The 23,403-nt window shown below is 73.3% G+C and carries 22 protein-coding genes; 15 read left to right on the forward strand and 7 right to left on the reverse strand.

The window, feature by feature from the left end; genetic code table 11:
• The first annotated feature begins 257 nt into the window (after nucleotides 1–257).
• From AC3EN4_RS24340 to AC3EN4_RS24370, 7 genes are all read left to right on the forward strand, one after another.
• A complete protein-coding gene (locus tag AC3EN4_RS24340) occupies nucleotides 258–1,640 on the forward strand; it encodes an efflux RND transporter periplasmic adaptor subunit (RefSeq protein WP_435208058.1) in 1,383 nt (460 codons plus the stop codon).
• On the forward strand, nucleotides 1,637–2,569 hold the full coding sequence (locus AC3EN4_RS24345) for an ABC transporter ATP-binding protein (RefSeq protein WP_435208059.1): 933 nt from the start codon (nucleotides 1,637–1,639) through the stop codon (nucleotides 2,567–2,569). Before AC3EN4_RS24340 ends, AC3EN4_RS24345 begins: the two co-directional genes overlap by 4 nt.
• Nucleotides 2,566–3,750 carry an ABC transporter permease gene (locus AC3EN4_RS24350; RefSeq protein ID WP_421473346.1) on the forward strand — a complete coding sequence of 395 codons (1,185 nt, stop codon included), beginning with the start codon at nucleotides 2,566–2,568 and terminating at the stop codon, nucleotides 3,748–3,750. Before AC3EN4_RS24345 ends, AC3EN4_RS24350 begins: the two co-directional genes overlap by 4 nt.
• Before the next feature lie 200 nt (nucleotides 3,751–3,950).
• The gene (locus AC3EN4_RS24355) at nucleotides 3,951–4,160 is read left to right on the forward strand and encodes a helix-turn-helix domain-containing protein (protein ID WP_007465625.1); all 210 of its coding nucleotides are present in this window, start codon (nucleotides 3,951–3,953) and stop codon (nucleotides 4,158–4,160) included.
• Between the two features lie 214 nt (nucleotides 4,161–4,374).
• Entirely contained in the window at nucleotides 4,375–4,476 is a 102-nt protein-coding gene (locus AC3EN4_RS24360) for a 30S ribosomal protein bS22 (RefSeq protein ID WP_007465623.1), read from the forward strand.
• Nucleotides 4,477–4,595: 119 nt separating this feature from the next.
• A complete protein-coding gene (locus AC3EN4_RS24365; RefSeq protein WP_435208062.1) occupies nucleotides 4,596–5,672 on the forward strand; it encodes an NAD-dependent epimerase/dehydratase family protein in 1,077 nt (358 codons plus the stop codon).
• A 257-nt stretch (nucleotides 5,673–5,929) separates the two neighbouring features.
• Entirely contained in the window at nucleotides 5,930–6,787 is an 858-nt protein-coding gene (locus AC3EN4_RS24370) for a lysophospholipid acyltransferase family protein (RefSeq protein ID WP_435208117.1), read from the forward strand.
• Nucleotides 6,788–6,790: 3 nt separating this feature from the next.
• On the opposite strand, the gene AC3EN4_RS24375 is transcribed toward AC3EN4_RS24370, so the two are convergent.
• The 3 genes from AC3EN4_RS24375 to AC3EN4_RS24385 all read right to left on the reverse strand — a co-directional run bounded on the left by AC3EN4_RS24375 (nucleotide 6,791) and on the right by AC3EN4_RS24385 (nucleotide 9,904).
• Nucleotides 6,791–7,696 (reverse strand): HAD family hydrolase, encoded by a 906-nt coding sequence (locus AC3EN4_RS24375; RefSeq protein WP_435208118.1) that lies wholly within the window; start codon nucleotides 7,694–7,696, stop codon nucleotides 6,791–6,793.
• Nucleotides 7,697–7,783: 87 nt separating this feature from the next.
• Complete coding sequence (locus AC3EN4_RS24380; protein ID WP_435208064.1) at nucleotides 7,784–8,662, reverse strand: DUF5667 domain-containing protein; 879 nt, start codon at nucleotides 8,660–8,662, stop codon at nucleotides 7,784–7,786.
• 288 nt (nucleotides 8,663–8,950) lie between these two features.
• Nucleotides 8,951–9,904 (reverse strand): ECF subfamily RNA polymerase sigma factor, BldN family, encoded by a 954-nt coding sequence (locus AC3EN4_RS24385; protein ID WP_435208066.1) that lies wholly within the window; start codon nucleotides 9,902–9,904, stop codon nucleotides 8,951–8,953.
• Between the two features lie 576 nt (nucleotides 9,905–10,480).
• Here AC3EN4_RS24385 and AC3EN4_RS24390 point away from each other — a divergent pair.
• The 3 genes from AC3EN4_RS24390 to AC3EN4_RS24400 are packed head-to-tail and all read left to right on the forward strand — an operon-like array spanning nucleotide 10,481 to nucleotide 13,042.
• Nucleotides 10,481–12,112: an AMP-binding protein gene (locus AC3EN4_RS24390; protein ID WP_435208067.1), complete on the forward strand. Its 1,632-nt coding sequence runs from the start codon at nucleotides 10,481–10,483 to the stop codon at nucleotides 12,110–12,112.
• On the forward strand, nucleotides 12,102–12,356 hold the full coding sequence (locus tag AC3EN4_RS24395) for a glutaredoxin family protein (protein ID WP_355050810.1): 255 nt from the start codon (nucleotides 12,102–12,104) through the stop codon (nucleotides 12,354–12,356). The genes AC3EN4_RS24390 and AC3EN4_RS24395 overlap by 11 nt, the downstream gene beginning before the upstream one ends.
• Nucleotides 12,357–12,376: 20 nt before the next feature.
• Nucleotides 12,377–13,042 carry an HAD family hydrolase gene (locus tag AC3EN4_RS24400; protein ID WP_435208069.1) on the forward strand — a complete coding sequence of 222 codons (666 nt, stop codon included), beginning with the start codon at nucleotides 12,377–12,379 and terminating at the stop codon, nucleotides 13,040–13,042.
• On the opposite strand, the gene AC3EN4_RS24405 is transcribed toward AC3EN4_RS24400, so the two are convergent.
• Entirely contained in the window at nucleotides 13,023–13,679 is a 657-nt protein-coding gene (locus AC3EN4_RS24405; RefSeq protein ID WP_422737077.1) for a response regulator, read from the reverse strand. The genes AC3EN4_RS24400 and AC3EN4_RS24405 overlap by 20 nt on opposite strands.
• 41 nt (nucleotides 13,680–13,720) lie before the next feature.
• Nucleotides 13,721–15,022 carry a sensor histidine kinase gene (locus AC3EN4_RS24410; protein WP_435208071.1) on the reverse strand — a complete coding sequence of 434 codons (1,302 nt, stop codon included), beginning with the start codon at nucleotides 15,020–15,022 and terminating at the stop codon, nucleotides 13,721–13,723.
• Between the two features lie 595 nt (nucleotides 15,023–15,617).
• On the opposite strand from AC3EN4_RS24410, the gene AC3EN4_RS24415 reads away from it, so the two are divergent.
• From AC3EN4_RS24415 to hemB, 5 genes are read left to right on the forward strand one after another with little or no spacing between them, the layout of a single operon-like run.
• Nucleotides 15,618–16,388: a redox-sensing transcriptional repressor Rex gene (locus AC3EN4_RS24415; RefSeq protein ID WP_435208073.1), complete on the forward strand. Its 771-nt coding sequence runs from the start codon at nucleotides 15,618–15,620 to the stop codon at nucleotides 16,386–16,388.
• Nucleotides 16,385–17,782, forward strand: a complete 1,398-nt coding sequence (locus AC3EN4_RS24420; RefSeq protein ID WP_435208075.1) for a glutamyl-tRNA reductase — start codon at nucleotides 16,385–16,387, stop codon at nucleotides 17,780–17,782. Before AC3EN4_RS24415 ends, AC3EN4_RS24420 begins: the two co-directional genes overlap by 4 nt.
• Nucleotides 17,779–18,747 (forward strand): hydroxymethylbilane synthase, encoded by a 969-nt coding sequence (gene hemC / locus AC3EN4_RS24425; protein WP_422737073.1) that lies wholly within the window; start codon nucleotides 17,779–17,781, stop codon nucleotides 18,745–18,747. Before AC3EN4_RS24420 ends, hemC begins: the two co-directional genes overlap by 4 nt.
• Entirely contained in the window at nucleotides 18,744–20,324 is a 1,581-nt protein-coding gene (locus tag AC3EN4_RS24430; RefSeq protein WP_422737072.1) for a bifunctional uroporphyrinogen-III C-methyltransferase/uroporphyrinogen-III synthase, read from the forward strand. Before hemC ends, AC3EN4_RS24430 begins: the two co-directional genes overlap by 4 nt.
• 23 nt (nucleotides 20,325–20,347) lie before the next feature.
• Entirely contained in the window at nucleotides 20,348–21,331 is a 984-nt protein-coding gene (hemB, locus tag AC3EN4_RS24435) for a porphobilinogen synthase (RefSeq protein ID WP_435208078.1), read from the forward strand.
• Here the strand turns inward: hemB and AC3EN4_RS24440 are convergent.
• The gene (locus AC3EN4_RS24440; protein WP_435208080.1) at nucleotides 21,282–22,808 is read right to left on the reverse strand and encodes a DHA2 family efflux MFS transporter permease subunit; all 1,527 of its coding nucleotides are present in this window, start codon (nucleotides 22,806–22,808) and stop codon (nucleotides 21,282–21,284) included. The genes hemB and AC3EN4_RS24440 overlap by 50 nt on opposite strands.
• Nucleotides 22,808–23,380, reverse strand: a complete 573-nt coding sequence (locus AC3EN4_RS24445) for an NADPH-dependent FMN reductase (protein WP_435208082.1) — start codon at nucleotides 23,378–23,380, stop codon at nucleotides 22,808–22,810. Before AC3EN4_RS24445 ends, AC3EN4_RS24440 begins: the two co-directional genes overlap by 1 nt.
• Nucleotides 23,381–23,403 lie beyond the last annotated feature (23 nt).

Here is a 23,403-nt window from a genome sequence, read left to right on the forward strand (position 1 = left end):
TCGAGCGCGTCAATGTCGACCGTACAGCGGTGTGGCTTCAATTCCCGGAACCACCCACTTCGCACGCGGCGCAAATGGACCGTCACGGTCCTAGTTGTTTAGTTGGAGTCGGTGGTTCGGTTGGTGGCGTGCGTGCCGGCTGGGGGCCTATAGCGTGTGCGTGTGGCCCGGCGTCTGCTGGCCGTGCTAGATGCCCGAGACGGCCGTGATGGTCAGCCTTCAACCTCTGCCTTAAATCGACGCCGTACCATCGATGGGTGCGCCGCTCCGACCGGCCGAGGCTCGCAAGCGCCACGCGGCCCCGCCTGCTCATCGCCCTGACCGCCGTCGCCGTCCTCACCACCACCACCGCCGCCTCCTGCGGTGACGACCAACCGCCGGTCGCGCTCGCCTCGGCGGCCGTCAACCCGGTCAGCGAGGTGATCGACGCTCCGGCGACGGTGACGGCCCGCGCCGCCGCCAGCCTCACCGCACCCGCCGACGGCACCCTGGCCAGCCTGCGGGTCCAACCCGGACAGCGGGTGAAGCGCGGTCAGGTGCTCGCGGTGGTCGCGTCCCCGTCGGCCCAGGCCCGCCTGCGCCAGGCGAAGGAGGCGCTGGACGCGGCCAAGCGCGCCGGCCGGGGCGTCTCCACCGGCAACCTGACCAGCAGTCGGCGCAGCACCGACAAGGCCGCCGACGAGGCGTTCGACGCCGCCCGTGAGGCCGCCGAGAAGATCGCCGACCAGCAGCTACGGGACGCGCTGCTGGCCCAGGTGACCTCCGCCCAGCGGCAGTACGCCGCCGCCGCGCGCAGCGCCGACGCGGCCGTGCGCGCGGTGCAGCGGGGGATCAGCGGGTTGAACTCCGCCGTCGGCTCGCTGTCCGCGGCGCAACGGCTCCAGGCCCAGCAGGCGTACGACCTGGCGAAGGCGACCGTCGACGCGCTGACCCTGCGCGCCCCGATCGCCGGGGTGGTGCAGCCGGGCGGCACCCGGGCCGGCGGTGGCGCGAGCGGCGGCCTGGCCGGGTTGTTGGAGCAGGCCGGTGGGGCGGGGATCGACCCGTCCGCGCTGTCTCCCGCCCCGGCTGGCCCGCCGGCCGGGGTCGACGACGCCGTCGTGGTCGGCGGTCTCGTCACCGCCGGCACGCCGGTGCTGACCATCGTGGACACCGGGCAGCTCGGGCTGCTCGCCGACGTGGACGAGACCGACGTGCTGCTGGTCAAGCCCGGGGTGACCGCCACCGTCGAGCTGGACGCCGTCAGCGGTGCCAGCTACGACGCCACGGTCCGCTCGGTGGACGTGCTCCCCACCAGTTCCGCCCAGGGCGGGGTCACCTACCGGGTACGCCTCGCACTGGGCGCGGGGAAGCTGGCCGAGGACGAGCCCGCCCCCACGCCCCGCCCCGGCATGAACGCGATCGTGCACCTGCGGGTACGCGAGGCCGCCGACGCGGTGACCGTTCCCGCCTCGGCCGTCTTCTCCGCCGACGGCCGGGACGCCGTCTGGGTGGTCCGCGACGGCAGGGCGGACCGGGCACCGGTGACCGTGGGCGTCCAGGGGTCCGACCTGGTGCAGATCCTCAACGGCGTCCAGGCCGGCGACCGGATCGTGGTACGCGGCACCGACCAGGTACGCGACGGTCAGGAGGTGCGGTGAGCGACACCCCGCCGGCCATCGAGGCGGTGGACGTGTCGCGCACGTACCAGCTCGACGGGGTGTCGGTCGAGGCGCTGCGCGGGGTGTCGTTGACCGTGCGGGCGGGGGACTACGTGGCCCTCGTCGGACCGTCCGGCTCCGGCAAGTCCACGCTGATGCACCTGCTGGGCGGGCTCGACCGGCCGACCGGTGGCCGGTTGGTGATCGGCGGGCGGGACGTCAACGCCCTGTCCCCGCCGGAGATGGCCACCCTGCGCAACGAGACGATCGGTTTCGTCTTCCAGGCGTTCCACCTGCTGCCGCGTACGTCGGCGGTGGAGAACGTGGCGTTGCCGCTGGTCTACCGGGGGGTGTCGGCCCGGCAGCGCCGGGAGCGGGCGGCGGCGATGCTGGGCCGGGTCGGTCTCGGGCACCGGCTCGACCACCGGCCCAACCAGATGTCCGGTGGCGAGCAGCAGCGGGTCGCCATCGCCCGCGCGCTGGTCACCGAGCCGACGGTGCTGCTCGCCGACGAGCCGACCGGCAACCTGGACAGTGTGACCGGCGCGGCGGTCCTGGAACTGTTGGAGCGGCTGAACGCGGAGTCCGGGGTGGCGTTGGTGATGGTCACCCACGACCAGGAGGTGGCGGCGCGGGCCGCACGCCGGATCGCCATGCGCGACGGTGTGGTGGTGGCCGACAGCGCCGGCGATCTCCATGATCGACCGCCGTCCGTCGACCACGGTCGACCTGAGACACTGGTCCCCGCTCCCAGCGCGGAGCCCCGGTCCGCGTCCGGAAACGGCCCGGGGCACCCGTCCGGTGGCTCCGGTGGCGCCGCCGGAGCCACCGGACGCCTTCCGCACGACCCCGCGGAGGCCGACGTACGGGTGTCCGGCCGGCGGCGCGTCGAGGCCGACGCGCGCGAGCCCGGGGACGGTACGACGTGAGGGTCGCCGAGGCGTGGCGGGTGGCGTTGGACGCGTTGCGCGCCAACCGACTGCGCAGCTCGCTCACCATGCTCGGCGTGATCATCGGTGTCGCGTCGGTGGTGCTGCTGGTCGCCATCGGCACCGGCACCAAACAGAAGGTGGAGCAGCAGGTCGAAGGGCTCGGCTCCAATCTGCTGCTGGTGGTCCCCGGCAAGATCGAGGTGGGCAACGCCCCGGTGGTCTCGCCGTTGACGCTCAAGGACGCGGACGCGGTCTCCCGCGTCGTCGGCGATCCGCAGCGGGTCGCGGTCACCGTCGCCTCGGGCGCGACCGCGCGGGCCGGCGCGCGCTCCGACTTCACCACCGTGCAGGGCGTGCTGGAGACCACGCCGACGGTGTTCACCCGCTCGCTGGCTCGGGGCCGCTACCTCACCGGTACGGACGTGGACACCAGCCGGCGGGTCGCGGTCCTCGGCGACTCGGTGGCCCGCGCGCTGTTCCCCGACCGCGATCCGCTGGGTCAGCAGGTGACCCTCGCCGGCGTACGGTTCCGGGTGATCGGCGTGTTCGCGCCCCTCGGGCAGAGCCTCGGCGTCGACCGGGACGACGAGGTGCACGTACCGGTGACCGCCGCCCAGCGCCTCTGGGGCACCCAGCGGGTGGACGGCATCGCGGTCAAGGCGCCCGACCGGGAACGGATCGACGAGCTGGGCGAACGCATCGTCGCCGAGCTGAACCGCCGGCACCCGGACACCGAGTTCAGCGCGGTTACGCAGCAGCAGATCCTCGGGGTGCTCGGCGACATCCTCGGCGTACTCACCGGGGTGCTGGCCGCCATCGCCGGCATCTCGCTGCTCGTCGGCGGCGTCGGCGTCTCCAACATCATGCTGGTCAGCGTCCGCGAACGGACCCGGGAAATCGGGCTGCGCAAGGCGGTCGGCGCGCGGCCCCGCGACATCGGCGTGCAGTTCCTGCTGGAGGCGGTGCTGCTCACGACCATCGGCGGGCTGACCGGGATGGCGCTCGGCGTGGGGACCGCCCTGCTGGTGGACGCGTTGTCACCGATCCCGGCGGCGATCACGTGGTGGTCGTTGGCGCTGGCGTTCGGTGTGTCGGCGGCGGTGGGGATCGTCTTCGGCGTGGTCCCCGCGCAGCGCGCCGGCCGGCTCGACCCGGTGGTGGCGCTGCGCGCCGAGTGAGCAACCGGACGACGGACGCAGGCGGGGAGATAACGGCGGGCCGGATCGGGTGAACCCACCACCGAAACATGATCAGTTGTACGAAGGGATCGCGCCGGTCACAGCCGTCCCGCTACCGTACTGGTAACACGCGCGTCGCCGCCCGGCCCGGAGCATCCGTCGGGTTGGCCCGCGCCGGGCATGGGATGGGTCGGTGAGCCATGGCCGGGTCGCAGTCCGACGGACGGCTGTCGGAGGTCAAGTTCCTGACCGTCGCGGAGGTGGCGACGGTCATGCGGGTGTCGAAGATGACGGTCTATCGCCTCGTGCACAGCGGTGAGCTGACCGCCGTTCGGGTGGGCCGGTCGTTCCGGGTGCCCGAGCACGCGGTGCACGAATACCTGCGGGGTGCCTTTCAGGAAACCGCCTGAGCCACCGCACGGCCGAACGAGCGCTCGCGAGGCGTGATGGACGGGGGCGCGTTGGTCCTGCTGACGCTCTCCGGCTACCCTGGAGCGCGACCGAGACCCCGCCGGTGCGCCCCGCCGCCCAGACTGGTCCGGTCCGTTGTCCGCATGCGGTCTCCGTCGCCACCTGCGTGGTGTCATCCGGTCCGCCCCGCACGTTGTATCGAAAGGCTGTCGTATGGGCTCGGTGGTCAAGAAGCGCCGTAAGCGCATGGCTAAGAAGAAGCACCGCAAGCTGCTGCGCAAGACCCGCGTCCAGCGTCGCCGTCTCGGCAAGTGACAGTCGCCGGGCCCAGCCCGGCAGCAGCGTCACTTGCCAAACTGTCGACCTCCGGAGGCTCAGGTGATCAGGCCGTGGTCGTCCCGGCTCGATCCCGCCTGTCGGCGTAGGTGCGTCAGATGACCCCCGGTAGCACCCCAGGTGCTCCGGGGGTCGTCGTCGTGACCGGGGTCGGTCGCTACCTGGGCGCCCACGTTGCCGCCCGGCTGGCCGCCGATCCGCGTATCGAGCGGGTCATCGGCGTGGACGCGCCGGAACCGGCCGCCGAGTTCACCGACCTGCTGGACCGGGTCGAGCGGATCCGCGTCGACCCGGGTTCGCTCGGTGGGCTCCTGGCCGACCTGGACGTCGACGCGGTGGTCCACCTCGCGTTGGTCAGCTCCCCCGACCCGCAGCACGGTGGCCGGTCGGCCATGAAGGACCAGAACGTCATCGGCACCATGCAGCTCCTCGCCGCCTGCCAGCGCGCGCCCCGCCTGCGCAAGCTCGTGGTCCGGTCGTCGACCGCCGCGTACGGGGTGTCGTTCCGCGATCCGGCCGTGTTCACCGAGGAGACCGAGCCGCGCGAGGTGCCACGCGGCGGATTCGGCCGCGACATCCTCGACGTCGAGGGGTACGTGCGGGGCTTCCGCCGCCGTCGGGCCGACGTGACCGCAACGGTGCTGCGCTTCGCCCCGTTCATCGGTTCGACCGCCGACACGACCCTGACCCGCTACTTCGCCCAGCCGTTCGTGCCGACCGTCTTCGGCCGCGATCCTCGACTCCAGTTCCTGCACTTCGACGACGCGTTGGAGGTGCTGCACCGGTCGATCGTGGAAGACCATCCGGGCACCTACAACGTCGCCGGTCCCGGCGTGCTGTCGCTGTCCCAGGCGATCCGGCGGGCCGGTCGGGTGGCCGTGCCGGTGTTCGAGCCCGGTCTCTCCGGCGCCGCGGCGCTGGCCCGCACCATGGGGGTCGGCCGCTACGGCCTCGACCAGGTCGACCTCTTCGTCCACGGCCGGGTCGTCGACACCACGCGCCTCGAGCAGGAGTACGGCTTCACGCCGCGCTCCACGGCCGAGGCGTTCGAGGACTTCATCCGCGCCCACCACGGCAAGGCGGTGCTCAGCCGGGGCCAGTTGGCCGCCGCCGAGCAGTTGGTGCTGGACGGCATCCGACAGGTCCGGGCCGCGGTGCGGGAGCGCACCTCATGACCGGTCCGGGGCAGGAGCCGCAGGGGATCGGGCGGTTCGACGTACCGCCGGTTCCGCCCGTGCCGGACGCGGAGCCGGCGCGGCGCAACGGCCACCGTCCGGCGGCCCGGCTCGCCCCCGCCGCGACGGCCGGTGACGAGGTCGACCTGCCGACCGACGGCCCGGCTGATACGTCCGCCGCCCAGGTCGACGGCACGACGCCCGACGAACCGGCCAGCGACAGCACGCCGGCTTCCGGCGGTGGCACCGCGCCGGCGGTGCCGGACCGGCCCGGAGACCAGTGGGATCGTCGGGTCGCGAACGGGCTGGCGTTCCTGCGTCGACGGTTGGCCGGGGACTACGAGGTCGACGAGTTCGGCTTCGATCCGGAGCTGACCGACGCCGTCTTCCACCCGTTGCTGCGCCTGCTCTACCGGGACTGGTTCCGCACCGAGGTCAGCGGGGTCGAGCACGTACCCGTCGACGGACCCGCCCTGGTGGTCGGCAACCACTCGGGCACCGTGGCGCTGGACGCGTTGATCCTGTCGGCGGCCCTGCACGACAAGCACCCGGCCCACCGCTACCTGCGGCTGCTCGGCGCCGACCTGGTGTTCCGGATGCCGGTGGTGTCGGAGATCGCCCGCAAGACGGGTGGCACGGTGGCCTGCAACCCGGACGCCGAGCGGCTGCTCGGCGGCGGCGACCTGGTCGGCGTCTTCCCCGAGGGGTTCAAGGGCATCGGCAAGCTCTACGCCGACCGGTACAAGCTGCAACGGTTCGGCCGGGGTGGCTTCGTCTCGGCGGCGCTGCGGACCGGCACGCCGATCGTCCCGGTCGCCATCGTCGGGGGTGAGGAGATCTATCCGATGCTCGCCGACATCAAGCCCCTCGCGCGACTGCTCAAGCTTCCGTATTTTCCGGTGACGCCGACCTTCCCGTGGCTCGGTCCGCTGGGCATGGTGCCGCTGCCCAGCAAGTGGCTGATCGAGTTCTGCCCGCCGATCCCCACCGCCCACCTGACCGACTCGGCGGACGATCCGCTGGTCGTCTTCAACCTCGCCGACCAGGTGCGGGAGACCATCCAGCAGACCCTGCACACGCTGCTGGAACGGCGACCCGACCCGTTCGGCCCCTGACGCTCAGCCGGCGCGGCGGCGACGCTGGAGAGCCAGTCCGGCGGTGACCGCGCCGGCGACGAGACCGGCCGCCGCTGTCGACGGTACGGCGATCTTGACGGCCCGACGGCCGGTCCGGAAGTCCCGTACCTCCCAGCCGCGCTGGCGGGCCTGCCGCAGCAGGGTGCCGTCCGGGTTGACCGCCACCGCCCTCCCCACCGCGGAGAGCAGCGGCAGGTCGTTGGCCGAGTCGCTGTACGCCGCGCAGCGGGTGAGGTCCAGCCCCTCCACGGCGGCGAGCTGGGTGACCGCCTCGGCCTTCGCCGGCCCGTGCATGAGATCACCCACCAATCGCCCGGTGTACGCCCCGGCCCGCACCTCGGCCACCGTGCCGATCGCACCCGTCAGGCCGAGTCGGGCGGCGATCACCCGACCGATCTCCACCGGGGCAGCGCTGACCAGCCAGACGCGCTGGCCGGCGTCCAGGTGGCCCTGGGCGAGCTGGCGGGTACCGGCCCAGATCCGGGGCGCCATCAGCTCGTCGAAGATCTCCTCCGAGAGGCGTTCCACGTCGTCGACCCGCCATCCCTCGACGAAGGCCAGCGCGGCCTCCTTCGCCTGGGACATGTCGCCCGCGTGTTCCCGGGCGAGCAGCCGGAACCGGAGTTGCTGCCAGGCGAAACGGGCCAGGTCGGCGGTGGTGAAGTAGTCCCGGGCGGCGAGCCCCCGGGCGAACCAGTAGATCGACGCGCCCTGCATCATCGTGTTGTCGACGTCGAAGAAGGCGGCGGCGGTCGGGTCCGGTGCGGGCGGGGTGACCGAAGCCAGGTCGGTCTCCGCCCACCCTGCGGTGTGCCCACGGGCGTCGGTGCTGACCGTCACCTTGCGGCTGCGCGCCACGCGACTTCCCCCTTCAGCAGCTACGACGATGCCTTCAGCGAGGGTATCCGGAGCGCACGATCGACCGGCCGGGCACGGGAAACGTGCGCGGCCGGTCGTGCGGGTCCCAGGTAGCGGTCAGCGGTCGCCGGGGCAGGTGCTCGGGGTGGGGCCGAGCGTGTCGCTGCCGGTCGGCGCGGGGAGGCCGCACGCGATTGCGGCGCGTACCGCGTCCGACCGTTCCCGGATGCTGTCCAGCAGGGCCAGCGACCGTCGGGTCCGCTCCCGGTCGGCCCGGCCCGCGCCGTCGAGCAGCGCGCTCACCGCCCGTCGCTGGCTGGCGACGAACGTGTTGACGGTGTCCAGACTGGCCGGCTCGGCGCGCTGCACGGCGGCGGCGGTGAGCAGGCGGATGCCCTGGCGGGTGTCGGCGTCCATGTCGTCGAGGACGGCGCTGTAGCCGATCCGGTCACCGCGCAGCTCTGCCGCCTCGCCGAGCCGGGTCCGGGCGAAGTCCAGGAAGAGCTGACCACGGCTGATGTCCGAGCTGGCCAGGGCGAGTTGCGCCCGCTCGGTGGACCGCTTCATGCCGTAGAGCGCGTCGCCGGGAACGGCGTTCTCGCTGGCGGCGGAGATGCCGGAGACGGCGATGGCGCCGGCGGCGATGCCGACCAGGATCGCGCCCCGGGCACGGGCCCGCCGGGCGGTGACCGCCGGCAGCAGCGAGCCACGGCCGGTGGCGGCGGCACGCGGGGCGGCCGGTTCGGCGGTGGCCGGGGTGCTGCCCATCCCCTCGCGCTCGGCGGTGGCGAGCAGCATCGCCCGCAGGCCGGTGCGGAAGTCGGGATCCACCTCGACGGTGGGTGGATCGGCGCTGATCCGCTGACCCACCGCGACGAGCGGCGCCAGCTGGCTGTCCACCCGGGACCGCACGTGGTGCCGCCGGCCGCCGTTGGCCTCGTCGAGAAGTTGCGCGAAGCGCTCGGCACGCCGGCGGGAGAAGAGGTCGTTGTCCACCGCAGGCACCTCCTCTCGCTGGTCACGGCCGGTCGGCCGCCGTGGTCTCCGGCGACCGGGCGGCGTTGTGACACCACGGAGCTGAGGCGCCGTCCGGCGTGCCGGGCGGACCTCGGTGCCCCGGCCCTGCCGGGACATCCACCGGTCGCACCCGGAGAAACGCGGCGGGCCGGGCACGGGTTACGGGCCGGGCGGGGCGGAAATCACAGAAAGTGATCGGCGTCACCGAGCGAGACCTATCCTGAGCTGCGCAGACAGTGATCGACGCCGCTCAGGACGGCTAGCGGATCACGGTTGGAAACCGTCGGGCAGCAGCCGCGCCAGGGCGCGGACGGCCCGGTACTGGAGAGCCTTGATGGCACCCTCGTTCTTGCCCATGGCACGGGCCGTCTCGGCCACCGAGAAGCCCTGCAGGAACCGGAGCACGATGCACTCCTGCTGCTCCGGGTTGAGCTGCTTGACGGCGGTGAGCAGGGCGACGTTGGTGATGTGCTCGACCACTGCGGCTTCCGGGCTGCCCTCGGGGCCGCGGTCCTCCCGGTCGGCGTCCAGCACGTCGCCCGTGGTGACCTCCAGCCGGTACCGGCCGGACTTGAAGTGGTCCGCGACCAGGTTGCGGGCGATGGTCACCAGCCAGGCGCCGAGATCACGGCCCTGCCAGGTGAAGCTGCCGATCCGCTTGAGGGCGCGCAGGAACGTGTCCGACGTCAGGTCCTCGGCGAGCTGGCGGTTACCGACGCGAAAGTAGACGAACCGGAAGACGGTGTCCACGTACCTGTCGTAGATGAGACCGAACGCCTCGGACTCGCCGGCCTGCGCCCGCTCGACGAGCGTCCAGACCTCGGTGGCCGGGTCGGACGGGTCCGGGCGGCTCGGAAAGCCGGTCGGTGTGGTCGGCGCGGCGGCCGGCACCGCCGGGATCACCGCCGTCTCGCCCGCCGACGGGTCGGTGGCCGCAGCCGGGGCGTCGCCGGCCCGGCGGCCCTGCGACGGCATGGTCGGTCGGGCCGGTGCGGCGACCCGACCGCCGGTCGGCATCGCGTTGCCACCGGGGACCGCCGGTCTCGGCGGAGGCTCGTTGGTGTGCGGGCGGTTGCGGGTCCGCTGGGCGGGGCCCTCTCCGCGCAGCGCGGCGTGCGGATCGTTCAGCGGCGTGCGGGCCGCCGGGCGTTCGTTGACCTGCGAACGGGGCGTCTGACCGGTCAGGCCGACGGGGCGTTCCGCGTATCCGAAGGTGGTCATCGCGCCGCCCCCGTCCCGTTGGTGGCCGGGCGGGCCGGTTTGCGGGTCGTCGGTGCGGACCGGCCGGGCAGCCGGTCGGGCAGGACTGTTCCGGGGTGTGCCGACGGGCGGCAGTTCCCCTTGAGGTGCTGGTCCAATGCGCTCACAGGCACGGGGGCCTCCTCGGGCTGAGGGGTGTCGACTCACGGCAAATGGGGTGAGCCGACCCGAGTGATAATAGGGCCAACGTCACCCGCGCGTGGCAAGTCCGTTACACAGGGCGGAAGTATTTCCCGCTGTGTCGCACCGGTGGCGGACCGGTTGTCCGTCGTGTGCGTTTGACTTTCGACCGACCCGTTGTTCCAGGATGGATCCCCAGGTCGGACGCGATCTCAACCGATCGGGCGAGCCGTCCTCGCCACCCGCTGGACCGGGGTGGCCGAACCGCTGCCCGGGCGCGCCGCACGTCCCATCAGCCGGACTCGATCGGAGCACCGACGGCACGGGTGGTGTCCCGTTGACGGGACGCGGTACGCCCCTCGCGCGGCGCTCGTCGGGCGTGGCCAGTCGACCGCCGCTGTGCCAGACTCGACCACCGTGCAGGACTTGCCGGCGGACCCGCCGCCGAACCTCGCCGACCGCGTCCGTCGGGCGGCTCTCGACCACGGCGACCGGCCCGCGCTGTACTGGCGGGACCGACGGGTGAGCTGGTCCGAACTGGACGCCGCCGTGACCGCCGCCGCGTACGGCCTCGCCGCCGCCGTTGCGGCCACCGAGTCGGGCGCCCAGCCGCCCCGGGTCGCGATCGCGCTGCCCAACACTCCCGACTTCGTGATCGGTTGGCTCGGCGCGCTGCGGGCCGGGCTGATCGCGGTGCCGGTCAACCCCGCCTTCACCGCCCCGGAACTGCGGCACGTGCTGGCCGACTCCGGCGCGTCGCTGCTGATCGGCACCGAGCGCGTCCGTGGCCTGGTCGCCGAGGCGGCCGCCGACCTGCCCGCGCTCACCGCCGTACACGAGACCCCGCCGACCGGTGGGCAACCCGGGCCGGACCCCCGGGCCCGCCGGGGCGGGGACGACCTCGCCGTACTGCTCTACACCTCCGGCACCGCCGGCCGGCCGAAGGGCGCGATGCTCTCGCACCGCGCGCTCCTGGCCAACCAGGAGCAGGTCGACGCCATCGAGCCGCCGGTCGTCGGCCCGGACGACACGGTGCTGCTGGCCCTGCCGCTGTTCCACGCGTACGGGCTCAACTCGGCGCTCGGCGCCGTCGTCCACCATGGCGCCACCGGTGTGCTGCTCGACGAGCCGGACCCGACGGCGGCGCTCGCCGAAATCGCCCGGCACCGGGTCAGCGTGCTGGTCGGCGTACCGTCGATGTTCCTGGCCTGGGCCGATGCCCCGGCGGCCCGCGCGGCGACCGCGTCGGTACGGGTCGCGGTGTGCGGCGCGGCACCGCTGGAACCCGCGGTCGCGGCGCGCTTCACCGAGGTCACCGGCCACTCGGTGCACGTCGGCTACGGCCTCACCGAGACCGCGCCGGTGCTCACGTCCACCCTGGTCGGACCGGTGGCCAAGGCCGGCTCGATCGGCCGGCCGCTGCCCGGCGTCCACCTGCGCCTGGTCGGCCCGGACTCGGTGGACCTGTGGCGCGACGGCCAGACCGTCCCCGACGACGACCCGGACGAGCTGGACATCTCCGATGCCGGCCCGGGCACCGATCCGGGGCAGATCGTGGTCCGCGGTCCCAACCTCTTCGACGGCTACTGGCCGGACGGCCGCGACGGTCCGGACGCCGACGGCTGGTGGGGGACCCGCGACATCGCGTACGCCGACGCCGACGGCGACCTCTTCCTGGTCGACCGACTCGGCGACCTGATCCTGGTCAACGGCTTCAACGTCTATCCGCACGAGGTCGAACTCGTGCTCGCCGGGCACCCCGGGGTGGCCGAGTCGGCGGTACTGGGTGTGCCGCACCCGCGAACCGGCGAGACTGTGCGGGCGTACGTCGTACCGGCGCCGGGGCGGTCGGTCAGCGGCGAGGAGTTGCTCGCACACTGCGCACGGAACCTGGCCCGGTTCAAGTGCCCGACCGCCGTCGAGTTCGTCGACGCACTGCCCCACTCGGCGATCGGCAAGGTACGAAAGACCCAGCTCCGGTCGGCGACCCCGGCCGGCCCGCCCGCACCCGCCGACGACGCCCGCACGGAGGTACCCGATGGCCACTGACGCCCGGCTCGCCCTGATCACCCGACCCGGCTGCCACCTGTGCGACGACGCCAAGGCCGCGCTCGACCGGGTGGTGGCGGTCACCGGCGACAAGTGGGTCGAGTGGGACGTCACCGGCGACGAGGAGTTGGAACGGGAGTACGGCGACCGGCTGCCGGTGGTGATGCTCGACGGCAAGGAGCACGGCTACTGGCGGGTGGAGGAGGACCGGCTGCTGCGGGACCTGACCACGCCCCAGCTCTGAGCGGTGCCTAAGGTGCTCGGATGACCCCTGCGCACCCTCACCTGGTCTGGGACTGGAACGGCACCCTGCTCAACGACCTCAGCCTGGTGGTGGCCGCCACCAACGCCGCGTTCGCCAGCGTGGGCGGGCCGGTGGTCACCGCCGACGAGCACCGGACGCGGTTCCGCCGGCCGATCGCCGACTACTACGCCGAGGTGCTCGGGCAGGCCGTGGACGACGAGGCGTTCGGCCGGCTGGACCGGATCTTCCACGACGCGTACCGCGACGGGTTGACCACCTGCGAGCTGGCCGCCGACGCGCGGACCGCGATGGCCGCCTGGGACGGCAGCCAGAGCCTGCTCTCCATGTGGTTCCACGAGGAACTGGTGCCCACGGTGCACACGTACGGGCTGACCGGCCACTTCACCCGGGTCGACGGGCTGCGGGCCACGGTCGGCGGCGACCGCAAGGCCGAGTCACTGCGGCAGCACCTGGCCGAGCTGGGCGTGGACGGCGGCAGGGTCGTACTCATCGGTGACTCCATCGACGACGCGGACGCGGCCGTCGCCGTCGGCGGCCGCGCGGTGCTCTACACCGGCGGGTTCACCGACCCGGCCCGGCTGCGCGCCTCCGGTCACCCGGTGGCCGACACCCTCACCGACGCGGTGGCGCTGGCCGCCGGGGTGGTCAGTTCCGCAGGTAGGTGAGGACGGCCAGCACCCGCCGGTGCTGCTCGGTGTCCGGCGGGAGGGTGAGCTTGGTGAAGATGTTGCGCACGTGCTTCTCCACCGCGCCGTCGCTCACCACCAGGGCGCGGGCGATGGCCGTGTTCGACCGGCCCTCGGCCATCAGCGCGAGCACCTCCCGCTCGCGCGGGGTCAACTCGCGCAGCGGGTCGTCGCGGCGGCGTCGGGCGAAGAGCTGGCCGACCACCTCCGGGTCGAGCACCGTGCCGCCGGCCGCCACCCGGCGCAGCGCGTCCAGGAACTCGTCGATCGCCGCCACCCGGTCCTTGAGCAGGTAGCCGATCCCGCCGCCGCCGGCACCGCCGGTGGTGGCGAGCAGATCATCGGCGTACGACACCTCGACGTACTGGGAGAGCACCAGGATCGGCGTACGAGGCACCAGTTGGCGGGCCCGCACCGCCGCCCGCAACCCCTCGTCGGTGTGGCTCGGTGGCATCCGGACGTCGACGATCGACACGTCGGGCCGGTGCTCGACCACCGCCTCGACGAGCGCGTCTCCGTCCCCGACGGCGGCCACCACCTGGTGCCCGCTCTCGGTCAGCAGCCGTACCAGCCCTTCCCGGAGCAGGACGGCGTCGTCGGCGATCACGATGCGCATGGGTGTGGTGTCTACCACGCCGAGGCCGCTTCCCGGGTGGTTCACAGCGGAAGTTCGGCGCGGATCTCGGTGGGCCCGCCGGTCGGGCTGATCACGGTCAGCTCACCCCCGGCCGCCCGCACCCGGTCGGCGATGCCGGCCAGCCCGTGCCCCTTGGCCAGGTGTGCGCCGCCCTGCCCGTCGTCGCCCACCCGTACCTCGAGATGGGTGCCCTGGCGGGCCACGGCGACCGTGGCCTCGGTGGCCCGGCTGTGCTTGGCGATGTTGGTCAGCGCCTCGGCCACCACGAAGTACGCGGTGTTCTCCACCGCCGGGTCGAGCCGGCCGTCCCGCGTACCCAACTGCTGGTCGACCTGGAGTTCGATGGGGACGAGCCCGCGGCCGGCGAGCGCGGCCAGCGCGCTGGGCAGACCCCGGTCGACCAGGATCGGTGGGGCGATGCCGCGTGACAGCGCCCGCAGTTCGGCAAGCGTCTCCCGGGTCTGGGTGACCGCCTCGTCGATGGTCCGGCCGGCCTCCTCCGGGTCGGAGGCGAGCTGCATCCGGGCGCGGTTGAGGTCCATCGCGAGCCGGACCAGCCGCTGCTGCGGGCCGTCGTGGATGTCACGTTCCAGCCGGCGCAGCGCGGACGCCTCGGCGGACACCGCCGCCCGCTTCTGCTCCTCCAGCACGGTGATCCGGTCCCGCATCTCGGCCACCCCGGTCAGCAGGGCCTTGCCGAAGCTGGCCTGGAGCAGCGCGCAGCCCCGCACCACGATCGGCAGGGTGATCAGGAAGAACACGCCGACCGCGGTGTTCAGCCCGATCCGGGCGGTGGTCGAGTCACCGAGGCCGAGGAGTTGCGCCAGGTCCTGTTCGCCGTCGGACGGGCGGGGCAGGGCCCAGTCGTACGCCCAGTAGAGGGAGTCGGCGATCGCCACGACCCACCAGGAGACGGTGACCACGAAGGTGGCCAGCACCACGATCAACCGCAGGATTCCGTGCGCCAGGTCGAGCCAGGACTGGGCGTCGCGCATCGGCAGGAAGATCCGCCGCCAGGCGCTCGCGCCCGCCTCCGGCAGCCGGTAGCGCGGTCGGACCCGGGGCTGCCGGAGCACGGCGGGCAGCCGCAGGCGCTCGATGTCGGCCAGCCCGCGGGCGGCGTACAGGGTGCCGCTGAGGATCGGCAGGCCGATCACGGTGACCATCAGGCCGAGGCCCGCCGCGAGACCGGCGATGAGGACGGCGAAGCTGGCCACTGCCAGGGGCAGGCTGAGCAGCACGTACCCGGAGTCGACGAAGAGTTGGCGGGGGATGCTCCGGGCCAGCGGCTGCCGGTCGCTGGTGGCGGCAAGGGCGGTCATGGCTCAAAGGCTAGGCAGCCGCCGACCCGCCCCCCATCCCGAAGCCTGGTCTCTCCCCGGTAGTGCTGCCCCCACCCTCCCCACCCCTTTCTTCCACCGTGCCCGGTCCCGTCTCCCACCGTGCCCTCCCCATTTCTCCCACCGTGCCCGCCTCCCGAGCCCGCGCCCCCTCCATTCCCGCGTCGATCTTGCAGTTGCTGTTGACGCTTTGTGCGGCTGTGGGCGATATAGGACGACAGAAAGTGCAAGATCGCGGGAGTTGGGCGGGGGTCGGGCGGGGGCGGGGCGGGGTTGGGGCGCAGGTGGGGGTGGGGGTGGGGCAGTGCGCGGGGTGGGCGGCGCGGGATTGGTCAGAGAAGTCGGGATTGAGCAATAATCGCGCGGGTGGTGAGTGCTCAATCGATCTTGTGGAATGGAGGGGCGGGTGGGGTCGCGTGCTGGAGCGGCAAGATCGCGATTTGTGCACGTCTTCACAAGCGCCTACTCTGTAGTTCCGACGCGCCCTGCTAGCACAGCCGGCAACCTCGGTCGCCAGCGGGAGTCCACAAGCGGCCGACCAGCGGAGTTGGCCGAGGATCGCACCGCACGGAGTCTCATGAGTCAGCACCGTCAGCCAGGTGCGCCCGGCCGCGCCGGTGCCGTACCGGCGCTCCCGGACCTCCCCGAGGCGACCGTCGCTCGGCTCCCGGAATACCTGCGCGCGCTGCACAACCTCGCCGACGCCGGCCACGAAACGATCTCCAGTGAGGGTCTCTCGGCGGCCGCCGGAGTCAACTCCGCCAAGCTCCGCAAGGACCTCTCCCACCTCGGCTCGTACGGCACCCGGGGCGTGGGCTACGACGTCGCGTTGCTGATCGAGCAGATCGAGTACGTGCTCGGGCTCACACAGCGTCGCGCGGTCGCCCTGGTCGGGGTGGGTAATCTCGGTCACGCTCTGGCCGGGTACGACGGGTTCGCCAGCCGGGGCTTCCGGATCGCCGCACTGCTCGACGCCGATCCCTCCCGGGTCGGTGAGGAGATCAACGGCCTGGTTGTCCGGCATGTCGACGACCTGCCGGCGGTCGCCGCGGAGGAGTCCATCGCGATCGGCGTGATCGCCACCCCGGCACCGGCCGCCCAGCGGGTCGCCGATCAGCTGGTCGCGGTCGGCGTGACGAGCATCCTCAACTTCGCGCCGTGCGTACTCTCTGTTCCGGAGGGGGTCGACGTTCGCAAGGTCGACCTCGCCATCGAGCTGCAGATTCTGTCCTTCCACGAGCACCGTAAGGCGTCGCTGACCGCGCTGCCCGCCACCGGCGGGTCCGCTCTCACCGCCCTGCCCGGCGGGCTCGCGGCCACCGACACCCAGGAGGCGATCGGCACGTGAAACTGCTCGTCGTCGGCGCGTCCTACCGGACCGCCCCGGTCGCCACGCTGGAGCAGCTGGCCGTGCCCCCCGCCGACCTCACCCGCACCCTGGACCGCCTGGTCGCTCAGCCGTACGTGAGCGAGGCGGTACTCGTCTCCACCTGCAACCGGGTGGAGGTGTACGCCGCCGTGTCCGGTTTCCACGGCGGGCTCGGCGACATCTGCGCCGTCCTGGGCGAGCAGGCCGGCAGCACCCCGGCGGCGCTCGCCAACCACCTGTACGTCCACTACGACACCGCCGCCGTGGACCACGTCTTCCGGGTCGCCACCGGGCTGGACTCCATGGTCGTGGGCGAGGCGCAGATCCTCGGCCAGCTGCGCGACGCGTACCACTGGGCCACCGGCGCCGACTCGGCCGGCCGCCTGCTGCACGAGCTGATGCAGCAGGCGCTGCGCGTCGGCAAGCGGGCCCACGCCGAGACCGGCATCGACCGGGCCGGCCAGAGCGTCGTCACCGCCGCGCTGGAGTTGGCGGCCGGGCACCTCGACGGTGACCTCGCCGGCCGTCCGGCCCTGGTGATCGGGGCCGGCGCGATGGGCTCGCTCGGGGTGGCCACGCTCTCCCGGCTGGGCGCCGGGCCGCTCACGGTCACCAATCGGGGCATCGACCGGGCCGTCCGGCTCGCCGAGTCGTACGGTGCGGGCGCCGCGCCGATGACCGAGCTGGCCGCCACGCTCTCCACAGTGGACATCGTAGTGGCCGCCACCGCGTCCACCGAACCGGTCCTCACCCGTACCGTCGTCGAGGCCGCGCTCGCCGAGCGCGACCCGGCCCGGGGCCCGCTGGTCCTGCTCGACCTGGCCGTCCCGCGGGACGTCGAGGAGGGCGTCGCCGACCTGGCCGGCGTCGAGGTGATCGACATCGACCGGATGGCGGCACTGCTCGCCGACGGTCCGGCCGCGGCCGACGCCGCCGCCGTCGAGGGAATCGTCACCGGCGAGGTGGAGGGCTTCCTCACCTGGCTGCGCGGCGCCGACGTGGCGCCCACCGTGGCGGCGCTGCGCGGTCGCGCCGACGACGTCGTCGCCACCGAGCTGCGTCGCCTCGCCCAGCGCCGTCCCGACCTCGGCGACGACCTGCGCGCCGAGGTGGCCCGTACGGTGCACCGGGTGGTCCAGCGGCTGCTGCACCAGCCCACCGTCAAGGTCCGCCAGCTCGCCGCCGAGCCCGGTGGCGACCAGTACGCCGCCCTGCTGCGTGAGCTGTTCGACCTTCAGGTGCCGCAGACCTCGCCGGTGGACACCGTCCCCGACGTGCTCAGCCCCGAGCTCGGCGGGCTGTCCGCCGCCGGTGATGCGGTGCCCGGCGCGGACGCCACCGACCCCGTCCCGCCCACCGGAGGTGCGCGATGACCGCCCCCCTGCGCCTCGGTACCCGGGGCAGCGCCCTGGCCATGGCCCAGTCCGGCCATGTCGCCGAGGCGGTGACCGCCGCCACCGGCCGCCCGGTCGAGCTGGTCGAGGTGGTCACCGCCGGTGACCGCTCCAGCGCGCCCGTGCACCGACTCGGCGTCGGCGTGTTCGTCTCCGCGCTGCGTGACGCCCTGACCGCCGGGACGATCGACTTCGCGGTGCACTCGTACAAGGACCTGCCCACGGCCGGCGCGGGTGGGCTGCACATCGCGGCGGTACCGCCCCGGCAGGACCCGCGCGACGCGCTGGTCGCCCGCGACGGTCGGACGCTCGCCGAGCTGCCGCCCGGCGCCACCGTGGGCACCGGCGCGCTGCGCCGGATCGCCCAGTTGCACGCTCTCGGCCTGCAACTGGAGGTCACCCCGATCCGCGGCAACATCGACACCCGCCTGGCGCGGGTGCTCGGTCCCGATGCCGACCTCGACGCCGTCGTGCTGGCCCGGGCCGGGCTGGCCCGGATCGGCCGGACCGACGTGATCACCGAGACGCTGGACCCGATGCTGATGCTGCCCGCGCCCGCCCAGGGCGCGCTGGCGGTGGAGTGCCGGGTCGACGACCAGGACCTGGTCGAGCTGCTCGGAACGCTCGACCACGCACCGTCGCGCGCCGCGGTCATCGCGGAGCGCGCGCTGCTGGCCACCCTGGAGGCCGGGTGCAGCGCACCCGTCGCCGCCTACGCCGAGCTCGCCGAAGGCGAGACCGGTGATGAGATCTACCTGCGCGGGGCGGTGATCAGTCCGGACGGCACTCGTGACCTCCGGCTGTCCCGCACCGGAACGCCCGCCGACGCGGCGGAGATCGGTAAGGCACTCGCCGCCGAACTCCTCGAACTCGGCGCCGACTCGATCCTCGGCCACGAAGGACACACCGGCCCGGGGACCCAGCAATTTGGGAGCACAGAATGACCCGCACCCGTAAGCCCGTCGGCCGTATCGCGTTCGTCGGGGCGGGCCCCGGCGATCCAGGTCTGCTGACCCGCCGGGCGCACGACGCCCTGGTCGACGCCGACCAGGTGATCTACGACCGGGGAGTCCCGGAGTCGCTGCTCGTCGCCGTGCGCGCCGAGGCCAGGGACGACGCCGAGTTCACCCCGGCCGAAGGCGCCCCGGGGGACGTGGCGAAGGTGCTGATCTCCGCGGCCCGGTCCGGGCTGAACGCGGTGCACCTGGTCGCCGGCGACCCGTTCGGACACGACTCGGTGGTCAAGGAGGTGCAGGCCGTCGCCCGTACCGCCGCCCACTTCGAGGTCGTGCCCGGCGTCGGCCAGGCCGAGGGTGTGGCCACCTACGCGGGGGTTCCGCTGCCGGGTGTGCGTACCGCCGCCGACGTCGAGGACGTCAGCGCGCTGGACTTCGAAGCGCTGGCCGCCGCCGTGGGCCGGGGTTCGCTCGCGCTCGCGGTGGACGCCGGTGACCTCGCCGCCGTCCGGGACGGGCTGCTGGCCGCCGGGGTCGACGGCACCACCGGTGTCGCGGTGACCGGCGACGGCACCGGCGAGACCCAGTACACGACCACGTCGACCGTGGACAGCTTCGTGGCCGCCGCGCTCGGCTTCACCGGCCGGGTGGTGCTCACCGTCGGCGTCGGGGTGGGCCAGCGGGACAAGCTGAGCTGGTGGGAGAACCGCCCGCTGTACGGCTGGAAGGTGCTGGTACCCCGCACCAAGGAGCAGGCCGGCGTGATGAGTGCCCGGCTGCGGGCGTACGGGGCGATCCCGTGCGAGGTGCCGACCATCGCGGTCGAGCCGCCGCGTACCCCGGCGCAGATGGAGCGGGCGGTCAAGGGCCTGGTCGACGGCCGGTACGCCTGGGTGATCTTCACCTCGGTGAACGCGGTCCGCGCGGTCTGGGAGAAGTTCGCCGAGCACGGCCTGGACGCCCGGCACTTCGGCGGCGTCAAGATCGCCTGCATCGGTGAGGCGACCGCCGACGCGGTGCGCGCGTTCGGCATCCAGCCGGAGCTGATCCCCGCCGGGGAGCAGTCCTCCGAGGGTCTGCTGGCCGAGTTCTCGCCGCACGACGAGATCCTCGACCCGGTCGGCCGGGTGCTGCTGCCGCGCGCCGACATCGCCACCGAGACGCTCGCCGCCGGGCTCACCGAGCGCGGCTGGGAGGTCGACGACGTGACCGCGTACCGGACGGTGCGGGCCGCGCCGCCGCCGGCCGAGATCCGCGACGCGATCAAGTCGGGCGGGTTCGACGCGGTGCTCTTCACGTCTTCTTCGACCGTGCGGAACCTCGTCGGTATCGCCGGGAAGCCGCACGCGCGCACGGTTGTTGCCGTGATTGGGCCCAAGACGGCGGAGACCGCGACGGAGTTCGGCCTGCGGGTCGACGTCCAGCCGCCGCACGCCTCGGTGCCCGACCTGGTGGAGGCGCTCGCCGCCTACGCCGTCGAGTTGCGCGAGAAGCTGGCCGCCATGCCGGCCAAGCAGCGCCGCGGCTCGAAGGTGCAGGGGCCGACCGCTCTGCGGTTCCGGTAGTCGTCGTTCGAGAGGACCCTTCCATGTCGTACCCCGAGATCCGGCCCCGCCGCCTGCGCCGCACCCCCGCGATCCGCCGGCTGGTGTCCGAGACCCGGGTCGACCCGGCCGAGCTGGTCGTGCCGATGTTCGTCAAGGAAGGGTTGACCGAGCCACGGGCCATCGCGTCGCTCCCGGGGGTGCTCCAGCACTCCCGGGACTCGCTGCGCAAGGCGGCCGCCGAGGCCGTGCAGGCCGGTGTCGGCGGGATCATGCTCTTCGGGGTCCCCGAGCGGCGCGACCCCACCGGGTCCGGCGGCATCGACCCGGACGGCATCCTGAACGTCGCCATCCGCGACGTGGTCTCCGAGGTGGGCGACAGCACGGTCGTGATGAGCGACCTGTGCCTGGACGAGTTCACCTCGCACGGGCACTGCGGGGTGCTCGCCCCCGACGGTGACGTCGACAACGACGCCACGCTGGCCGCGTACGCAGAGATGGCGGTGGCCCAGGCCGCCGCCGGGGTCCACGTGGTCGGGCCGTCCGGGATGATGGACGGCCAGGTCGGCGTGGTACGCCGGGCGCTCGACGCCGCCGGACACCAGGACGTGTCCGTGCTGGCGTACGCGGTGAAGTACGCCTCGGCGTTCTTCGGCCCGTTCCGGGACGCCGTGGAGTCGGCGCTGGAGGGCGACCGGCGCAGTTACCAGCAGGACCCGGCGAACCTGCGCGAGTCGCTGCGCGAGGTGGCGCTCGACGTCGCCGAGGGCGCCGACATGGTGATGGTCAAGCCGGCGCTGCCCTACCTCGACGTGGTGTCGGCGGTCCGGGCCGCGGTGGACGTCCCGGTCGCCGCCTACCAGGTCTCCGGCGAGTACGCGATGGTCGAGGCGGCCGCCGCGAACGGCTGGATCGACCGGGAGCGGGTGATGATGGAGACCCTCACCTCGATCAAGCGGGCCGGCGCGCAGATCATCCTCACCTACTGGGCGGTCGAGGCCGCGGGTCTGCTCCGCCAGCGGTACTGACCGACTCCGCGGCTTCCGCCGGGGTGACCGCCTCGTCGGCAGCCGCGACGGTGGCCGGAAGTCGTCGGCTGGTCAGCCAGGCGAGCGCCAGCAGTACGGCCGAGACCGCCATCGTGAGCCGGGTGGCCTGCGCGAGTTCCGGCGCGAGCCCGAGCCGGCTGGCCGGGTCGAGCCGGCCGGCGGCCGTGATGCCCCCGCCACCCAGGCTCGGGGCCACCCGGTCCACGAGGAGGGAGAGGACGGCGGCGATCAGCGCCGTGCCGGCCGCGACCGAGGTGTGCGACACCGTGGTGAGCAGCGTGGAGCCGGACGGTACGTCGTCGGGCGGAAGCGACCGGCTTGCCGCCGTCATCGTCGGCATCAGCGTCGCCCCCATGCCCAGGCCGATGACCGCCCCCAGCGCGGCCAGCAACGGGTACGACGTGTCGGCGTCGAGCACCAGCAGCCGGGCCACCGTGCCGGCCACGGCGGTGCAGATGCCCAGCCCGACCACCCGTCGCGCCGAGACGCGATCGACGAGCCGGGTCGCGACCTGGAGCGTCAGCCCGGTGGTCAGCGCCTGCGGGATGCCGATCATCCCGGCCAGGGTGGCCGAGTCACCGCGTACCACCTGCACGTAGGCCGGGATGATCAGGAACGAGCCGAAGTATCCGGCGGCGAAGAGGGCCACCGTCGCGGCACCGGGGGTCATCCCCGGCGCGCGCAGCACGGCCAGGCGCAGCAGGGGCTGCCGGACCCGGCCGGCCCGCACGGCGAAGGCGACCACCAGCAGGGCGCCGAGCGTGAACGGCAGCAGCACGGACGCGGTGACGACTCCGCCCCGCTCGCCGGTGACGCTGAGGCCGTACACCGCCAGCGCCAGACCGGGGCAGAGCAGCAGCAGCCCGACGACGTCCAGCCGGATCGATGGTCGTCGCGCGTCGGCGACCGGCAGCACCAGCCGGCCGAGCACCAGCGCCACCAGCCCCACCGGCAGGTTGATCCAGAAGATCCACCGCCAGGAGGCGTGATCGAGCAGCAGCCCACCCAGCACCGGTCCGATCAGCGGTCCGACCAGCACCGGAAGGCCGAGCAGGCTCATCATCCGCCCGCGCCGCTGCGGCGGGACCGCGGCGAGCGCGACGGCCATCCCGACCGGGTTGAGCAGGCCGCCGCCCAGCCCCTGGAGCACCCGGAACGCGATCAGCGACCCGACGCTCCAGGCGGCCCCGGCCAACACGGAGCCGGCGGTGAACAGCAGCAGCGCGGTCAGGTAGGTGCGGCGGGCGCCGAAGCGGCCGATCGCCCAGGCCGCGGTGGGCATCACCGCGACCAGGGCGAGCGCGTAGCCGCTGGTGACCCAGCCGATCGTGGGAAGGTCGGTGTCGAGGTCGTCGACCAGCCTCGGCAGGGCCACCACGGTGACCGTGGTGTCGATCACCGCGAGCAGACCACCCAGGGTCAGGTACCAGCCGAGCCGCCGCGCGGACGCGTCCATCAGGGCCGAACCCGGCGGGCGGTGCGCAGCGCCTCGGCCCACCAGGCCAGCTCGCTCAGGGTGGCGTCGGCCGCCTGCCGCAGTGGCTCGTCGTCGACCAGCCGACCGTCGGCGTCGAGGCGTTCCCAGGGTGCCCGGAGCACCACCCCGGAGCGGGTCGTGGCGGCCTGCACCTCGGCGAAGACCAGCCGGAGTTGCTCCACCGCGCGGATGCCGCCGGAGTTGGCGCCGTACGACACGAAGGCCACCGGCTTGCGGGCCCACTCCCGGTAGTGCCAGTCGATGGCGTTCTTCAGGGCGGCCGGGAAGCTGTGGTTGTATTCGGGCGTCACCACCACGAACGCGTCGGCGGCCGCTAACCGGGCACTGATCGGGCTGGTCGAGTTGCCCCCGGGAGGGGTGTCGGCGAACGGTAGCGCCACCTCGGCGAGGTCGACGAGGTCCAGGTCCAGGTCCGCCCGGCGGCTCCCGTGCGCGACGAACCAGTCGGCGATCGAGCGGCCCAGCCGGGGTTGCCGGACGCTCCCGACGAGCACGGCGACGGTCGGCCGGGTGTTCTCCTGCGTCGTCATGCCTCGGACGCTAGGACTTGAAG

Source organism: Micromonospora sp. bgisy143 (genome assembly GCF_057708145.1).

What these genes read in the sequence shown, in the direction of transcription:
- AC3EN4_RS24355 (WP_007465625.1), top strand. Translation starts at nt 3,951, where the DNA reads ATGGCCGGGTCGCAGTCCGACGGACGGCTGTCGGAGGTCAAGTTCCTG.
- AC3EN4_RS24360 (WP_007465623.1), top strand. Translation starts at nt 4,375, where the DNA reads ATGGGCTCGGTGGTCAAGAAGCGCCGTAAGCGCATGGCTAAGAAGAAG.
- AC3EN4_RS24365 (WP_435208062.1), top strand. Translation starts at nt 4,596, where the DNA reads ATGACCCCCGGTAGCACCCCAGGTGCTCCGGGGGTCGTCGTCGTGACC.
- AC3EN4_RS24385 (WP_435208066.1), bottom strand. Translation starts at nt 9,904, where the DNA reads ATGACCACCTTCGGATACGCGGAACGCCCCGTCGGCCTGACCGGTCAG.
- AC3EN4_RS24395 (WP_355050810.1), top strand. Translation starts at nt 12,102, where the DNA reads ATGGCCACTGACGCCCGGCTCGCCCTGATCACCCGACCCGGCTGCCAC.
- AC3EN4_RS24400 (WP_435208069.1), top strand. Translation starts at nt 12,377, where the DNA reads ATGACCCCTGCGCACCCTCACCTGGTCTGGGACTGGAACGGCACCCTG.
- AC3EN4_RS24405 (WP_422737077.1), bottom strand. Translation starts at nt 13,679, where the DNA reads ATGCGCATCGTGATCGCCGACGACGCCGTCCTGCTCCGGGAAGGGCTG.
- AC3EN4_RS24410 (WP_435208071.1), bottom strand. Translation starts at nt 15,022, where the DNA reads ATGACCGCCCTTGCCGCCACCAGCGACCGGCAGCCGCTGGCCCGGAGC.
- AC3EN4_RS24415 (WP_435208073.1), top strand. Translation starts at nt 15,618, where the DNA reads ATGAGTCAGCACCGTCAGCCAGGTGCGCCCGGCCGCGCCGGTGCCGTA.
- hemC (WP_422737073.1), top strand. Translation starts at nt 17,779, where the DNA reads ATGACCGCCCCCCTGCGCCTCGGTACCCGGGGCAGCGCCCTGGCCATG.
- AC3EN4_RS24430 (WP_422737072.1), top strand. Translation starts at nt 18,744, where the DNA reads ATGACCCGCACCCGTAAGCCCGTCGGCCGTATCGCGTTCGTCGGGGCG.
- hemB (WP_435208078.1), top strand. Translation starts at nt 20,348, where the DNA reads ATGTCGTACCCCGAGATCCGGCCCCGCCGCCTGCGCCGCACCCCCGCG.
- AC3EN4_RS24440 (WP_435208080.1), bottom strand. Translation starts at nt 22,808, where the DNA reads ATGGACGCGTCCGCGCGGCGGCTCGGCTGGTACCTGACCCTGGGTGGT.
- AC3EN4_RS24445 (WP_435208082.1), bottom strand. Translation starts at nt 23,380, where the DNA reads ATGACGACGCAGGAGAACACCCGGCCGACCGTCGCCGTGCTCGTCGGG.